Origin of the sequence: Marinihelvus fidelis, assembly GCF_008725655.1 — a bacterium.
Lineage (GTDB): Bacteria > Pseudomonadota > Gammaproteobacteria > Xanthomonadales > SZUA-36 > Marinihelvus > Marinihelvus fidelis.
Map to the genome: position 1 here is coordinate 185,815 of NZ_VYXP01000002.1, position 16,338 is coordinate 202,152.

Consider the following 16,338-nt stretch of genomic DNA (forward strand, 5'->3'; position numbering starts at 1 on the left):
TGTTATCCCATGACATTTCCATGACATTGACCCAACATCAATGGCTTACACAGCGGCTATACTGAAAGCATGGAAACGGAAAACCTGTCCTGCCCCTATTGCGGAGAGCCGCTGGAACTGCTCGTGGACGATTCCGCCGGCGCGCAGCGCTATATCGAAGACTGTGCCGTGTGCTGCAAACCCATCGAAGTTGAAGTGCGCCGCCGGCGCAGCGACGACGGTCTCGAGACCACCCTGCATCGTGATGATGAGTGAGGAGGTAGGAGGTAGGAGGTAGGAGGTAGGAGACAGGCACCGCCTGCCGACAAAGCTTCCTGTCACGCGTCACGCGTCACGCGTCACGCGTCACGCGTCACCGGACGATGTGCTCGATCACGAGTTGCGCGCTGGCCTGGCCGCGGAAATGATTCACATCAAGTCGGTACAGGAATCGCGCGCGGCGTGCGTCATCCAGGTCTTCGGGCAGCGTGCCAAAGGCAATCGCATCGATGACCTCGTGCCCATCCAGCGGCCGTAACACCATTTTCAGGTGGGCACCGCCGACCACGCGCTGGTCCAGGACCTCGAACGCGCCTTCGAACAGTGGCTCGGGAAATCGCTGGCCCCAGGGGCCCATGGCGTGCAATTCGCGGGCGAAGTCCAGGTTCAGGTCGGCGGCAGCGAGCTCACCGTCGGTGACACGTTCAGCCCGTGGGGGTTCATCAGCCAGGAAAAGCCGGGTGGAGGCCTCGAAGGCCGCGCGAAAGTCGTCGAGGCGGTTGGCGGCGATGGACAGGCCCGCGGCCATGGCATGGCCGCCGAATGCGTCGATCAGGCCCGGCTGGCGCGCGTCGACGTGGGCCAGCACATCGCGTACGTGCAGGCCCTTGATGGAGCGCGCCGAGCCTTTCAGGCGAGCACTGCCCTCTTCTTCCGGCGCGAACGCGACCACCGGCCGGTGCGTGGCTTCCTTGACCCTGGAGGCGACCAGGCCAACGATGCCCTGGTGCCATTCGGGGTCGTGAAGGCACAGGCTGAAGGGAACTTCGTCGCCCAGTTGCTCGATGATGGCGCTGACCTGGGCGCTGGCCGAATCCTGCATGGTGGCCTGCATGGCGCGGCGCTGTTCGTTCAGGCCATCGAGCGTGGCCGCCAGTTCGCGGGCCTCTTCCACGTCATCGGCCAGCAGGCAGCGAATGCCCACGGCCATGTCTTCGAGCCGCCCGGCGGCGTTCAGGCGGGGCCCGACGGCAAAACCCAGGTCGCTGGCGCTCACATTTCGGTAATCCCGCTTGCCGGCCCGCAGCAGCGCCATGACGCCCGGGCTGGCCTGGCCGGCACGGATACGCCGCAGCCCCTGCTCGACCAGCACACGGTTGTTACGGTCCAGCGGCACCACGTCGGCGACCGTGCCCAGCGCCACCAGGTCCAGCAGCATCCCCAGGTTGGGTTCCGGCCGCCGAGCGCCGAACCAGCCGCTGTCGCGTAAGCGCGCGCGCAGCGCTCCGGCCAGGTAAAACACCACGCCGACACCGGCCAGCGCCTTGCTGGGGAAATCATCGCCAGACAGGTTGGGGTTCACGATAGCGAAGGCCGGCGGCAACGACTCACCCGGCAGGTGATGATCGGTAACGATGACATCGATGCCCAACTCCGCGGCACGAGTGATGCCATCATGGCAGCAGATGCCCGAGTCGACCGTCAGCAGTACATCCGGAGGTGATTCGGCCAGCGTGTCAACCAGGCCGGTGCTGAGTCCGTAGCCGAACTCAAAGCGATTAGGAACACGGAACTCGACGCCGGCCGCGCCCATGGCGCGCAGCGCGCGCACGGCCACCGCGGTGCCGGTCGCGCCGTCGGCGTCGAAATCACCGACCACCATGATGCGCTGGCCGGACTGGATGGCGTCCGCGAGCCGGTTGGCGGCGGCATCAAGGCCGGACAGGCCCTTCATTGGCGCCATGCGCGCCAGCGACAAGTCCAGCGCTTCGGCCTCGCGTACGCCGCGGGCCAGCAGGATGTCGCGCAGTACGGGGTGCAGCGTGGCAGGTAAGGCGTGTTCGCCACCGGGCACGGCCCGGCGGCGGATCATTGGCGGCGAGCGCCTCAAACGTATTCGACGGAGACGATTTCCAGGTCGCGGGCGCCTGACGGGGCCTGCACCGTGGTCTCGTCGCCCTCCACCTTGCCGATCAGGGCGCGGGCGATGGGCGATGAGATGGCGATGCGGTTTTCGTTGATGTCCGCTTCCAGGTCACCGACGATCTGGTAGGTGGTTTCATCACCACTTTCGACATCGGCCACCGTGACGGTGGCGCCGAAGACGACCTTGCCACCCGGGTTCAGCGACGCGACGTCGATGACCTGCGCGGAGGACAGCACCGATTCCAGGTGCTGGATACGGCCCTCGATAAAGCCCTGCTGCTCGCGCGCGGCATGGTACTCGGCGTTTTCCTTCAGGTCGCCGTGCGCGCGCGCCTCGGCGATCGCGGCAATCACGGCTGGCCGGTCGGTTTTCTTCAGCCGGGCCAGTTCGGCGCGCAGGCGCTCGGAGCCCGCAAGGGTCAATGGATCACGGTTCATTTGTTCAGTCCTTCATGCAGGGACTGCAGACTGCGCACTTCACGGTCGTTCTCGTGGTCGATGGCCTGCAGGGTCGCCCAGCCACGCGCGATGGTGGTGGTGTACGGTACCCGGTGCTGCAGCGCCTCGCGACGGATCGAGAACGAGTCGGTGATGGTCTGTCGGCCCTCGGTCGTGTTGACGATAAAGCGGATTTCGTTGTTCTTGATGGCATCGACAACATGCGGCCGGCCTTCGTCGACCTTGTTGATTCGCTCACACTCAAAACCGGTCTTGAGCAGGTAGTCACAGGTGCCGCCCGTGGCGACCAGGCTGTAACCCCGCTTGACCAGGTTACGGGCCACCGGCACCAGCGAGGCCTTGTCGCCATCGCGGACACTGAGGAACGCCTTGCCCGGTACCGGGATCGACTGGCTGGCGCCACGCATGGCGCGCATGCAGGCGGCACCGAAGGTCTCGCCCACACCCATGACTTCGCCGGTGGATCGCATCTCGGGCCCCAGGATCGGGTCGACGCCCGGGAACTTGATAAACGGGAACACCACTTCTTTCACGGAGAAATAATCCGGCACCACCTCGCGCGTGTAGCCCTGCTCCGCCAGCGACGTACCGGCCATGCAGCGCACCGCTACCGAGGCCAGCGGCACGCCGGTGGCCTTGGACACGAACGGCACCGTGCGCGAGGCCCGCGGGTTCACCTCGATGACGTAGATGTCATCGCCGCGGACCGCAAACTGCGCATTCATCAGGCCGATCACGCCCAACTCCAGCGCCATCTCGCGCATCTGGTCACGCAGTTCGTCCTGGATTTTCTTGCCCAGCGAGTACGGCGGCAGCGTGCAGGCGGAATCGCCCGAGTGCACGCCGGCCTGTTCGATATGCTCCATCAGGCCGCCGATCAGCACGTTCTCGCCGTCGCAGATGGCATCGGCGTCGACCTCGATAGCGTGGTCCAGGAAGTGGTCCAGCAGCACCGGCGAGTCATTGGAGACGTCCACGGCGTTCTGCATGTAACGGCGCAGTTCTTCCTCGCGATGGACGATATCCATGGCGCGACCGCCAAGCACGTAGGACGGGCGCACCACCAGCGGGTAGCCAATTTCCTCGGCCAGCTTCACCGCCTGCTCGACGCTGGTGGCCGTGCGGTTGGGCGGCTGGCGCAGGCCCAGCTTGTCGAGCATCTTCTGGAAGCGCTCGCGATCTTCGGCCGCGTCGATGGAGTCTGGCGAGGTGCCGATAATTGGCACACCGGCGGCCTCCAGCGCGCGCGCCAGTTTCAGCGGCGTCTGGCCGCCGTACTGCACGATCACGCCCTTCGGCTTCTCCTTGGCGACGATCTCGAGCACGTCTTCCAGGGTCAGCGGTTCGAAGTACAGGCGGTCAGAAGTGTCGTAGTCCGTGGACACGGTCTCCGGGTTGCAGTTGACCATGATGGTCTCGAACCCGTCGGCGCGCAGCGCCAGCGCGGCGTGCACACAGCAGTAGTCGAACTCGATGCCCTGGCCGATGCGGTTGGGGCCGCCGCCCAGGACCATGTACTTCGGCTTGTCGGACACCTCGGCCTCGCACTCCTCCTCGTAGGTGGAGTACATGTAGGCCGTGCTGGTGGCGAATTCGGCCGCGCAGGTGTCGACGCGCTTGTACACCGGGTGCAGGTCCAGGCCGTGACGGTGTTCACGCACCTCGGCTTCCTTCAAACCCAGCAGGTCGGCGATGCGGCGATCCGAGAAACCCTTCTGCTTCAGCGTGAACAGGCGATCCTTGTCGAGCGCGGCCAGGCCGCCCTCGGCGATGCCGGCTTCCTCGGCCACCAGGTCCTGGATCTGGTCCAGGAACCACGGATCGATATGCGTCAGCGCGTGCAGTTCATCGAAGGTCAGGCCTTCGCGGAAGCCGTCGGCCACGTACAGCAGTCGCTCCGGGCCGGCTTCGCGCAGCTCGCGCTTCAGCGTGGCGGCGCGGTCTTCCGCATCTTCCACGTCCAGGATCGGGTCCAGTCCATTGCGGCCGGTCTCCAGGCTGCGCAGCGCCTTCTGCATTGATTCCTGGAAGGTACGACCGATGGCCATGGCCTCGCCGACGGACTTCATCTGCGTGGTCAGGCGCGCGTCGGCGGCCGGGAATTTTTCGAACGCGAAGCGCGGAATCTTGGTCACCACGTAGTCGATGGCCGGCTCGAACGAGGCCGGGGTCACGCCGCCGGTGATCTCGTTGCGCAGTTCGTCCAGCGTGTAGCCCACGGCCAGCTTGGCCGCGACCTTGGCGATCGGGAAGCCGGTGGCCTTGGAGGCCAGCGCGCTGGAGCGCGACACCCTGGGGTTCATCTCGATGATGATCACCCGGCCATTCTCCGGGTTCACCGCGAACTGCACGTTGGAGCCACCGGTGTCGACGCCGATCTTGCGCAGCACGGCGATGGAAGCGTCACGCAGGCGCTGGTATTCCTTGTCGGTCAGCGTCAGCGCCGGCGCCACGGTGATCGAGTCGCCGGTGTGGATGCCCATCGGGTCCAGGTTCTCGATCGAGCAGACGATAATGCAGTTGTCGACGTGGTCGCGCACGACCTCCATCTCGAACTCTTTCCAACCCAGGATGGATTCTTCCAGCAGCACCTCGTTGGTCGGCGACAGCTCGATGCCGTGGCTGACGATGCGCTCGAATTCCTCGTGGTTGTAGGCGATACCGCCACCGGAACCGCCCATCGTGAACGACGGCCGGATAATGGTCGGGTAACCGATGTCCTTCTGCTTCTCGATGGCTTCTTCCAGCGAGTGCGCGATGGCGGCACGGGCTGTTTCCAGGCCGATATCGGCCATGGCATTGCGGAACTGCTCGCGGTCCTCGGCCATGTCGATGGCCTCGCGCGTGGCGCCGATCAGCTCGCAGCCGTACTTTTCCAGCACACCATGCTTTGCCAGGTCCAGCGCGCAGTTCAGGCCGGTCTGCCCGCCCATCGTCGGCAGCACCACGTCCGGGCGCTCCTTCTCGATGATCTTGGCGACGGTCTGCCACTCGATCGGCTCGATGTAGACCGCGTCGGCGGTCTCCGGGTCGGTCATGATGGTGGCCGGGTTGGAGTTCACCAGGATGACGCGGAACCCCTCCTCGCGCAGGGCCTTGCAGGCCTGGGCGCCGGAGTAGTCGAATTCGCAGGCCTGGCCGATGACGATCGGGCCGGCGCCGATGATGAGTACACTTTGGATGTCGTTGCGTTTGGGCATCGTTTGTTTGGTTGCTTGGTTGCTTTACTGGGTTGCTTGGTTTGGTGGCTTGGTTGCGTTTTGGGTGGTGGGGTCCGGTTGGGTTTTTTACCGCAGATTTCGCGAATTTCGCAAATTACGCGAAAACATTTATATGTGTTGCCAATAGGTTAGGTGACATTATTGCTGTAACTCCTCATGTTATTGAGGGGGCAACTGCCCCTAAACCTTTCGCGCCCTTCGCGTCATTTGCGCAATTTGCGGTAAAACCCTCAGCGCGACCCACCTGGCCCGCCAAAGCGCAGTCCTTTCATCAGGCGCCCGCACTCTCGATCCGCGCCGTCGCCGCTTCCATCGCGGTGATGAAACGGTCGAACAGCGGCTGGATATCGTGCGGGCCGGGGCTGGCTTCCGGGTGACCCTGGAAGCTGTAGGCCGGGCGGCCGATCAGTTCGATACCCTGCAGGCTGCCGTCGAACAGCGAACGGTGGGTGGCGCGTACGCCGTCCGGCAGGCTGTCTTCGTCCACCGCAAAACCATGGTTCTGGCTGGTGATGTATACGCGGCCGTCGTCCAGGTCCTGCACCGGGTGGTTGGCACCGTGGTGGCCAAACTTCATCTTCACCGTCTTCGCGCCCACGGCCAGGCCCAGCAGCTGGTGGCCCAGGCAGATACCGAACAGCGGCACGCCGCGGTCCAGCAGGTCACGAATGGCGGTGATGGCGTAGTCGCAGGGCTCAGGGTCACCGGGGCCATTGGACAGGAACACGCCGTCCGGCTCCAGCGCCATCACCTGCGAGGCAGGCGTCTGCGCCGGCACCACGGTGACGCGGCAGCCACGGTCGGCCAGCATGCGCAGGATGTTGCGCTTGATGCCGAAATCGTAGGCGACCACGTGGAAGTCGCCGCTGGTGGTGGCGAATGCGCAGTCGTCCAGGTCCCAGCTGCCCTCTTCCCAGGTGTACGCGGCGTTGGTGGTGACCTCGCGCGCCAGGTCCTGGCCGGCCATGCCGCCGAACGCCTTCGCCTTGGCCAGCGCATCGGCCTCGTCGATGGTCTCGGCGCAGACCAGGCAGCCACCCTGGGCGCCCTTCTCGCGCAGGATGCGCGTCAGGCGGCGTGTATCGATGCCGGCGATGCCGACAACGTTGTTCTGTTCCAGGTACTCGGACAGCGACAGTTCGCTGCGCCAGTTGCTCAGGCGCCGCGGCACGTCGCGGACGATCAGCGCAGCGGCCTTGATGCCGTCGGCCTCTTCGTCGGTGGCGTTGCAGCCGGTGTTGCCGATGTGCGGGAAGGTCAGGGTCACTAACTGGCCGGCGTAGGACGGGTCGGTGAGAATTTCCTGGTAACCGGTCATCGCGGTGTTGAACACCACCTCGCCGACGGTTTCACCCGCCGCACCGATTGCCACACCGTGAAAAACACTGCCATCCGCCAATGCCAAAACTGCTTTAAGACCCACGCGACCTCCAGACAAACAAAACGGGAATACCATGACTGGGATTCCCGCTTAGATTAATTCGTAAATTGTTTACTCAGCTCCGCCAGAATTCGCACCCTGCGGAACCGTTTCCTCTAAGCGTACAGATTGTACCGAAGCCCTACCCCTCAAGTCCATTTTGTAGACGATTTTGCAGGGCTTTTTCGCGCCATTGCGTCATATTGCCCAGGTCCACGAACGGATCGTCCAGCGCCGGGTCGGCCATGACCGCCAGGAAGGCCTCGTGCTCCGGGTGCTCGGGGCGCCACGGACACTGCGCTTCAAACTCGCGTTTTGGCCACGTGCCCCAGTCCACCAGGCGGGAAAAATAGGCCCGGTCGGCGCCCAGCCGGCGTGCCAGTTCGACAAATGCCGGCATCTCGCGGTAGTTCGCGGCCTGTACGACGAAATCGTAGCGCAGGTTGCGGATTTCGCCGTGGCGACGCAACTGGCCCAGGCGCTCACAGTTCGCCATCAGCGTGGCCCAGTGGCCTCCGCGGCGGGTGATGGCGTAGGTGTCTGCGGTCGCGGCATCGAACGACACCAGGATGCTGGAGATGTTGCCGTGCACCCCTTCCATTCGCTTCCAGTTGCGCGGTGTCAGCAACACGCCGTTGGTCTGCAGCGCGATCTTCATGTTCGGGTAGCGGTTGCCGTCCAGCGTGTACAGAAGCTCGCGGTAGGCGCGGCTGGCGAACGGGTCGCCGGAGCCGGTGATCGACAGCGTGAAGTCGGCCTCGTTAGGCTCTGCCAGCCAGTCGGCCAGGAATCGCTCCTGGATCTCGGCGATGCGATCGAAGGCCTTGCCCTCGTTGATCACCACACGCTCGGTCCGGCAACTGGGGCAATACAGGTTGCAGGACGCGTCGTTAACCATGTTGATAAAGGTCGGCAGCGTGTCCATGGTGGTCGCGCGCGCTTTGACAACATCACCGTAGACCGGGTCCTTTTCGGCCTCCTCGATACTGGGCAGTTCGCCGTTCTGGATGACCGGGCAGCGCTCATGGTTGCAATAACGGAAGCTGCCGTCGTAGATGCTTTCGCGGATCTTCTGCATCACCGGCCCGTTCCAAAGCTGGCGCATGGACTGGTGCTTGACGTTGCCCATCGGGGTCGGCAGCCAGGCCGAGCAGCAGGTGTAGCAGGCGCCGGAGTGCATCAGGTCAACCTGCTTGAACGGATTCGGGCAGAAGCGCCCGGCCAGCGGCGCCGCGTCGCCCTGCGAGCCCAGCGAAGGTGCACCAAACAGCCGTGTTTTCAGCCGCGACAGGCGCACGCGCTGGCCCCAGCTGAGCCTGGCCAGGCGGGCTTTGACCTTGTTGAACAGTGTGCGTGTCGACATCGATGGTTTCGCCCCGAGGGCGATTCGGCCTGCTGCGATTATGGCGTGGCCGCGTCGATGCAGTCGAGCATGGTGTAGCGCCCGGGCGACCGTGAACATAACCAGCGGGCCGCGTGCAGGGCCCCAAGCGCGAACAGCCGCCGGTCGTTGGCCACGTGACGAATTTCGATTTGTTCGTCGGCCAGTTCCAGCACCAGGTGGTGCTCGCCGATGGCGTCGCCCTCGCGCACGCTGTCGTATTCGACGTCGCCACCAATGGCTTCGCCCAACACTAACGCCGTGCCTGACGGCGCGTCCAGCTTGCCGGCGTGATGGATATCCAGTATCCGCGCCGGCGCGTCCGTGCCGACGAGTTCTCGCAGGCGCTTCGCCAGCACGAGGCAGGCGTTCAGGCCGATACTGAAGTTGGCCGCCCATAACAACGGAATCTTCGCGGATGCCGTATCCAACTCGGCGCGCGCGGTCTCGTCCAGGCCAGTCGTGCCACTAACCAGGGGGACGCCGTTGCCCGCGCACCACTGCGCCACGCTCGCGGCCCCTCCGGGCAGGCTGAAGTCGATGATGACGTCTGGCCTGACGACCAGCTGCTCCGGCGATGCCGCGTAGAGGTCTTCGGTAAGCCAGTCCGGCTGGTGACGGGCGATGACGCCGACCAGGCTGAAGCCAGCCGATTCCGAGGCCTCGGCCAGCTGTCGACCCATGCGACCGGCACCGTGCAGGGCCAGCCTGGGGCGGTGCCCGCCTGTCGATGGGCGTGTTTCGCTCAAGGCGTCATCCGGTCGAAGAACTCCTTCACACCATCCAGCCAGCCCCGCGAGCGCGGGTGGTGGGTGGCGCTGTCACCAGAGGCCGTATCAAACTGACGCAACAGGTCTTTCTGCTCGCGGCTCAGCTTCACCGGCGTTTCCACCACCACGCGGCACATCAGGTCGCCACGGGCGCGGCTGCGGACGGACTTCACGCCCTTGCCGCGCAGTCGGAACATCTTGCCGGTCTGTGTCTCGGCCGGAACCTTCAATTTAACCTGGCCGTCCAGGGTCGGCAGTTCCAGCTCGCCACCCAGTGCGGCCGTCGTGAACGGCACCGGGACTTCGCAGTACAGGTTGTCACCGTCGCGCTCAAACAGCGGGTGCTGGCGCACGCGCACTTCAACGTAGAGGTCACCGGGTGACGCGCCGTTGGGGCCCGCTTCGCCCTCGCCCGCCAGGCGAATGCGATCGCCGTTGTCGACGCCCGCGGGAATCTTCACCGACAGCGTACGGGTTTCCCGCACGCGGCCCTGACCGTGGCAGTCGCCACAAGGATTGGCGATGGTCTGCCCGGCGCCATGACAGGCCGGACAGGTCTGCTGAACGGAGAAAATGCCCTGCTGCATACGGACCTGGCCGGCGCCGCCGCAGGTACCACAGGTTTCCTTCTTGCCGTCCTTGGCGCCGGAGCCCTTGCAGGTCTTGCAGCTGCCCAGGGTCGGCACGCGGATCTCGCGTTCCACACCGCTGACGGCTTCTTCCAGGTCCAGTTCCATGGCAAAACGCAGGTCGGAGCCGCGCGCCTGCGCACGGCCGCCACCACGGCGTCCCTGGCCGAAAATATCCCCGAAAATGTCGCCGAAGATGTCGCCGACGTCACCCTGAAAGCCGCCCGGCCCGCCCGGGCCGCCACCCATGGACGGGTCGACACCGGCGTGACCAAACTGGTCATAGGCCTGGCGCTTACGGTCGTCCTTCAGGACCTCGTAAGCCTCCTTGGCCTCGGTGAATTTTTCCTGCACCGTGGCGTCATCGGGGTTGCGGTCGGGGTGGTACTTCTGCGCCAGGCGGCGGTACGCCTTTTTCAGCTCGTCCGCACTCGCGCCCCGCTCCACACCGAGCACCTCGTAGTAATCGCGTTTTGCCATTGCTCGCTCTGAAACCGTTGATTGTCATTGTGTTTTTGACTCCCCCAGATGTGAGGTCCGGGGGCACGGAATTCAAGCGGCAATTTGGGCTGGAATCAGCCCAGTCGTGCCACGCCCTCGGGCAGCTGCAGCGACTGCTGCGCGCGCTCCAGGCCGGCGGCAAGATCCGCCACCAGGTCCGCGGCGCGCTCGATGCCCACCGAAAGGCGCAGCAGGGTCGGCGCGATGCCGGCCTCGGCCTGCGCCTCTTCGCTCATGGCGGCGTGGGTCATGCTGCCCGGATGGCAGACCAGGCTCTCGACACCACCCAGCGACTCGGCCAGCGTGAAAAACTTCAGCCCATCGAGGAACGCCCGCACCTGCGCCTCGCCACCCGCCAGCTCAAAGCTGACGATGGAGCCGAACAGGTCCTGCTGGCTGGTGGCCAGGGCATGATCCGGATGCGACTTCAGTCCCGGCCAGTTCACCTGCTTCACGGCCGGGTGGCCGTCCAGCGCGGTGGCCACTTCGGCCACGTTTTCCTCGTGACAGCGCAGCCGCGCGTGCAGCGTGCGCAGGCCGCGCATGACCTGCGAGCAGTCCCACGGCGACGCGGTCGAGCCGACGCAGTTCGCCCACCAGGCCAGCTGCTCCAGCAGTTCGGACTCGCGCGCCACCACGGCACCGCCGACCACGTCACTGTGGCCATTGATGTACTTGGTGGTGGAATGCACGACGATGTCGGCGCCCAGATCCAGCGGCTGCTGGCCCAGCGGCGTCAGGAAGGTGTTATCGACCACCAGCAGCGCGCCGCACTCGCGGGCGATGGTCGCCACGCGGCGAATGTCGGTGACACGCAGCAGCGGGTTGCTCGGCGTTTCCACCCAGATGATGCGCGGGCGAATCTCGCGGCACTGGCGGCGCAGCGCGTCCAGGTCGCAGAAATCCAGGAACCGGGTCTTGAAACGGCCGATGTTCGCCAGCGAGTCGAACGCCCGGTAGCAACCGCCGTAGCAGTTGTGCGGTGCGACGATGGTGTCGTTGGGGCCAAGCAGGAACGTCGGCAGCACCACCGCGGACATGCCGGTGTTGGTGATGACGGCGCCGGTGCCGTTCTCGAGCTGCGCGATGGCGTCACCCAGCTGGTCGCGGGTGGGGTTGCCGCTGCGGGAATAGTCGTACTCGCGCTTGCCGCCCAGGCCCTCGAAGCTGTAGTTCGTGGACAGGTACAACGGCGGCATCACCGAACCGTGCTGTGTGTCGGAGTCAATTCCGGCGCGGACGGTCTGGGTGATTCGATTGCGTTTCATGGCTAGGCCTCATTTCCAGTATTAATATCGATAAATACTCACTGGAAACTCCGGCCTTTGGCGGAGGGGCCCGATCCCATCACCCTGCTGGTTAAACTGTGGTCGCGGGGTGCTGACCGAACACTCATTTCCCGGAAACCTCGATGGGCTTCCGCAGGAGTTGGCACCTTTTCGGAGTGGTTAACCCCCGAAGGTTGCCCCGGCGTCTAAGGGCCTGTCCCTCTGCCGGTCTCAATGAGTTGTAGCGAACTAGTTTACCGGCAACTGGCGGACTGTCAAGGTGGTGACGGGTGACGGGTGACGGGTGACGGGTGACGATCAGGGTGCGCTGTGGGTTGGGAAGGCAAGTCTGTCGGTTTGGCGCGCTGGCGCGCTGGCGCGATGGGGTGGACTGGACTACGGTTGAGCGGGTTGCGGGGGCTTTCTTGATGGAGGGTACGTGATGATGAATCGAGCAGTTGCTGCTTGGGTGGTGATGGGGTTGATGGCGGGCACGGGTTCTGCGTTGGCGGACTGGACGGATGCGGCCTGTGAGGTCTATCCGAAGGGTGAGGACCACGCCAGTGCCTTCGTGCCGTGCGTGTTCAGCCAGCGCCAGGGCGCCGTGACCATCACGCTGGAGGACGGCACTGTCTACGACCTGCGGCCCGTGGGCGATGACCCCGGCAACTACGAAGACCAGGACGGCAACGCCGCCTACCGCAACAGCGGACTGGGCGACCAGGGACTGATTTTCCGCTTGGCGGAGGAGTCGGTATATGTGTACTGGAACACCGATGCCCTGAATCCGCCGGCCGATGAAGATAACTGGACCGCGCCGTTCACCACCGCCGACTACGACGCCACCACACGCCTTCGCTGCAAGGCGGCCGGCGATGACGAATTTGGCAGCTGCCCCGCCGGCATCGCGCGTATGGAAGACCAGCAGGCTTCCATTACCGTGCAGAACCAGCTGGGCGAACAGTTCACGATCAACTTCATGACCGACTACGTGAATGCCACCAACCGCGAACTGGAGGCCATCCTGGATGGCGACACCTGGATCCTTAACTTTGCCAATGGCGAAGTGTGGGAGGTGCCGATGGCCGCGATTGAGGGCGACTGAAACGTCAGGGTGCCTGGGCGTGCAGCGATGCAGGCAACGGGATCATCCAATGCTCACCGCGCCCCGTCCAGCGCAGCGTCAATTGCAGGGTCTCACCGTCGGGGCCGATGGCCAGGTCGTCGCCCGGGTCAACGAGCTCGGCCGGGCGATCTTCCAGCAGGGACTGCGCTGAACGCCCCTGACCTGCGTTCTGGCGCAGCCACGCCAGTGTGCCCAGTGCGCGCAGCCGGGCACCATGGTCCTGCACCCGCAGGTCGTAGTCACCGTAGGCTGGCAGTGCAATCTGATCCAGGACGCAGCCGGCCAGGTTGCTGATGCATTCGAACCGCCAGAGAGTCGCCTGTCGTTGTGGGTGGGTGACGAATGTAGAACGCTCATCCCCGGAGGCGCCCTCCCCCCTGCAAGCCGGAACAAACCCCTCCGCCCTCAGGCCAAGAGACGCTTCCGGATCAAGGGTGAGCTTCGTTAGCATTCGATCGAGAGTACTTTCTTCCTGCTCAACCAGGTCGTGCAGGTACTGATTATCGACAAAGGCGAACTCCCCGCGCATGGCGTTGCACAACGACAGTTCGCTGCTCGTGGGTGGCGCCAATGCTTCGTCGCACGCGCTCGGCAACGATTCGTCGGCGGGCAGCTCGGCCAGCATTTCGGCGAACAGGCGGCCATTTTCGCGGCTGCTGTACGCGATGCCGATCATAAGGGTAATCAGGCTGTCCGACTGCACGCCCAGGCGACGCCACGTGGTGATGTCGCGGCAGATTGACGACAGTGCCTGCTGATGCGCTCCGTTTGCAAACTGGACGGCGTGGCGGGTACGCAGGTAACCCGCGCTATTGGAGTTTGGCCAGGGTGAGTGAATGGTGTAAGGAAATGCCGAGCGTACGTGACCGTAATGTTGCAGCCGTTCGACACGATCCAGCAACGGTGCATACCGTTCCACGAGGGCGTTGTACCTGTCGGGGTCGGCCATTACCCGTTGCAGGCAACCGGGCTCGAGCCCTTTGCAAAAGAGTTGCCGGTCCTCGTCACTGACGCCGAGATCGGGATAGGCGTTCGCTGCCGAAGACGACCGCTCGGGCACACCGCCCTCAATACTGGGTGGTGCGTAAGGCTCCAGATCAAAATTGCGGACATCCTCATCCAGCACCGCCTGCATATCCCCGTCTGGCACATCACGCTCGAGCGTCCAGAGCAACGCATAAGCATTCTCCCCTTCGAATTCCGGCCAGGCGCGCAGTACCTCGATGGCCTGTCGCTGCGCTTTGGTGGGGTACATCATCCGGGACACGCCCCACAGCGCGACCAGCATGAACAGCAATAGCAGGGCCAAAATAATGAGCCACTTTAGAGCAGCCTGGACGTTTTGCATTGATCACCCATTTCCGTGTGATTATGAACGAGTGTACTACATCACTAAAACAGCTATCAACGCACAAAAAAAGCCCCGCCAACCGGCGGGGCTTTTTCCAACCTCACACCCGGGCATCAATCCGCCCGGCTGACGTGTCACGCGTCACGCGTAACGCGTCACTCACTCACTTCTTGTCGTCGTCGACCTCTTCGAACTCGGCGTCGACCACGTCGTCACCGCTGTCCGCTGAAGCGTCCGCGTCGGCACCCTCGCCCTGCTGGGCCTGGGCCTCGGCGGCGGCCTGCTGGTAGATCACCTGGCCGGCTTCGGTCAGTTTCTCTACTGCGGACTCGATGGCGGCCTTGTCGTCGCCCTTCATGGCTTCCTCGACGCCTTCGATGGCGGACTCGACCTTGGCCTTGTCGTCGTCACCGATCTTGTCGCCCAGTTCCTTCAGGCTGGAACGGGTGGCGTGGACCATGGCGTCGGCGTTGTTGCGGGCGGAGACCAGTTCCTGGAATTGTTTATCTTCTTCCGCGTGCGCCTCGGCGTCCTGCACCATTTTCTCAATCTCGTCATCGGACAGGCCGGAACCCGCCTTGATCTCGATGCGCTGTTCCTTGCCGGTGGCGTTGTCCTTGGCGCTGACGTGCATGATGCCGTTGGCGTCGATGTCGAAGGTCACCTCGATCTGCGGCATGCCGCGCGGGGCGGGCTGGATGCCGGCCAGGTCGAAGCGTGCCAGTGACTTGTTGGCGCTGGCGATTTCACGCTCGCCCTGCAGTACGTGCACGGTCACCGCGGACTGGTTGTCCTCGGCGGTCGAGAATGTCTGCGACTGCTTGGTCGGGATCGTGGTGTTCTTCTCGATCAGCTTGGTGAACACGCCACCCAGCGTCTCGATACCCAGTGACAGCGGGGTCACGTCCAGCAGCAGCACGTCTTTCACGTCGCCGGCCAGCACACCACCCTGGATGGCGGCGCCCACGGCGACGGCCTCGTCCGGGTTGACGTCCTTGCGCGGCTCCTTGCCGAAGAATTCCGTCACCGCTTTTTGCACCATCGGCATACGGGTCTGGCCACCGACCAGGATCACGTCGTTGACGTCGCTGACCTTCAGGCCGGCGTCATCCAGCGCCGTGCGGCACGGGGCAATGGTGTTCTTCACCAGGTCTTCCACCAGGGCTTCCAGCTTGGCGCGGGTCAGCTTGATGTTCAGGTGCTTGGGACCGGAGGCATCGGCTGTGATGTACGGCAGGTTGACTTCGGTCTGCTGGCCTGAGGACAGCTCGATCTTGGCGCGCTCGGCCGCCTCTTTCAGGCGCTGCAGCGCCAGCGGGTCGTTGCGCAGGTTCACGCCCTGGTCCTTGTTGAACTGGTCCACGAGGTAGTCGATGACGCGGTTGTCGAAGTCCTCACCACCCAGGAAGGTGTCGCCTGAGGTCGACAGCACCTCGATCTGGTGCTCGCCGTCCACTTCGGCGATCTCGATGATGGACACGTCGAACGTACCGCCACCCAGGTCGTAGACCGCGACCTTGCGATCACCGCCCTTCTTGTCCATGCCGTAGGCCAGCGCGGCCGCAGTCGGCTCGGAGATCACCCGGCGCACGTTCAGGCCGGCGATCTTGCCGGCGTCCTTGGTGGCCTGGCGCTGGTGGTTGTTGAAGTAGGCCGGGACGGTGATGACCGCTTCTTCCACGGTCTCGCCCAGGTAATCCTCGGCAGTTTTCTTCATCTTCATCAGCACGCGTGCGGACACTTCCGGCGGCGCCATCTTCTTGCCGTCAACTTCCACCCAGGCGTCGCCGTTGTCGGCCTTGACGATGGTGTAAGGCACGATGTCCTGGTCCTTCTGGACCACCTTTTCGTCGAACTTGCGGCCGATCAGTCGCTTGACGGCAAACAGCGTGTTCTTGGGGTTGGTGACGGCCTGGCGCTTGGCGGACTGGCCGACCAGCACCTCGTCGTCTTTCGTGAATGCCACGATGGAAGGCGTCGTGCGATCGCCCTCCGAGTTTTCGATGACCTTGGGCTGGCCACCTTCCATCACAGCCACGCAGCTGTTGGTGGTGCCGAGGTCAATACCAATGATCTTGGCCATGATTC

At 64.2% G+C, this 16,338-nt stretch carries 12 protein-coding genes and 1 riboswitch; of the genes, 2 read left to right on the forward strand and 10 right to left on the reverse strand.

From position 1 onward, the window contains the following. The first annotated feature begins 69 nt into the window (after positions 1-69). On the forward strand, positions 70-255 hold the full coding sequence (locus F3N42_RS02240) for a CPXCG motif-containing cysteine-rich protein (RefSeq protein WP_150862758.1): 186 nt from the start codon (positions 70-72) through the stop codon (positions 253-255). Positions 256-352: 97 nt separating this feature from the next. On the opposite strand, the gene recJ is transcribed toward F3N42_RS02240, so the two are convergent. From recJ to metB, 8 genes are all read right to left on the reverse strand, one after another. After that, entirely contained in the window at positions 353-2,071 is a 1,719-nt protein-coding gene (gene recJ / locus F3N42_RS02245; protein WP_150862759.1) for a single-stranded-DNA-specific exonuclease RecJ, read from the reverse strand. A gap of 14 nt (positions 2,072-2,085) precedes the next feature. Beyond that, positions 2,086-2,562 (reverse strand): transcription elongation factor GreA, encoded by a 477-nt coding sequence (gene greA / locus F3N42_RS02250; RefSeq protein ID WP_150862760.1) that lies wholly within the window; start codon positions 2,560-2,562, stop codon positions 2,086-2,088. Beyond that, positions 2,559-5,783: a carbamoyl-phosphate synthase large subunit gene (gene carB / locus F3N42_RS02255; protein WP_150862761.1), complete on the reverse strand. Its 3,225-nt coding sequence runs from the start codon at positions 5,781-5,783 to the stop codon at positions 2,559-2,561. Before carB ends, greA begins: the two co-directional genes overlap by 4 nt. A 292-nt stretch (positions 5,784-6,075) precedes the next feature. Next, on the reverse strand, positions 6,076-7,227 hold the full coding sequence (carA, locus tag F3N42_RS02260; protein ID WP_224784637.1) for a glutamine-hydrolyzing carbamoyl-phosphate synthase small subunit: 1,152 nt from the start codon (positions 7,225-7,227) through the stop codon (positions 6,076-6,078). A gap of 139 nt (positions 7,228-7,366) precedes the next feature. Beyond that, positions 7,367-8,587, reverse strand: a complete 1,221-nt coding sequence (locus F3N42_RS02265; RefSeq protein WP_191621187.1) for an SPASM domain-containing protein — start codon at positions 8,585-8,587, stop codon at positions 7,367-7,369. Between the two features lie 38 nt (positions 8,588-8,625). Then, complete coding sequence (locus F3N42_RS02270; RefSeq protein WP_150862764.1) at positions 8,626-9,354, reverse strand: 4-hydroxy-tetrahydrodipicolinate reductase; 729 nt, start codon at positions 9,352-9,354, stop codon at positions 8,626-8,628. Next, positions 9,351-10,484 carry a molecular chaperone DnaJ gene (gene dnaJ / locus F3N42_RS02275; RefSeq protein WP_150862765.1) on the reverse strand — a complete coding sequence of 378 codons (1,134 nt, stop codon included), beginning with the start codon at positions 10,482-10,484 and terminating at the stop codon, positions 9,351-9,353. The genes F3N42_RS02270 and dnaJ overlap by 4 nt, the downstream gene beginning before the upstream one ends. 95 nt (positions 10,485-10,579) lie before the next feature. Continuing rightward, positions 10,580-11,773: a cystathionine gamma-synthase gene (metB, locus tag F3N42_RS02280; protein ID WP_150862766.1), complete on the reverse strand. Its 1,194-nt coding sequence runs from the start codon at positions 11,771-11,773 to the stop codon at positions 10,580-10,582. 121 nt (positions 11,774-11,894) lie between these two features. Further along, a riboswitch (SAM riboswitch) is annotated at positions 11,895-12,014 on the reverse strand. A gap of 204 nt (positions 12,015-12,218) precedes the next feature. On the opposite strand from metB, the gene F3N42_RS02285 reads away from it, so the two are divergent. Beyond that, positions 12,219-12,878, forward strand: a complete 660-nt coding sequence (locus F3N42_RS02285) for a hypothetical protein (protein WP_150863140.1) — start codon at positions 12,219-12,221, stop codon at positions 12,876-12,878. Between the two features lie 4 nt (positions 12,879-12,882). Here the strand turns inward: F3N42_RS02285 and F3N42_RS02290 are convergent, their stop codons facing one another. Both F3N42_RS02290 and dnaK read right to left on the reverse strand, forming a co-directional pair. Then, complete coding sequence (locus F3N42_RS02290; RefSeq protein ID WP_150862767.1) at positions 12,883-14,247, reverse strand: hypothetical protein; 1,365 nt, start codon at positions 14,245-14,247, stop codon at positions 12,883-12,885. Between the two features lie 166 nt (positions 14,248-14,413). Then, positions 14,414-16,333: a molecular chaperone DnaK gene (gene dnaK, locus F3N42_RS02295; protein WP_150862768.1), complete on the reverse strand. Its 1,920-nt coding sequence runs from the start codon at positions 16,331-16,333 to the stop codon at positions 14,414-14,416. Positions 16,334-16,338 lie beyond the last annotated feature (5 nt).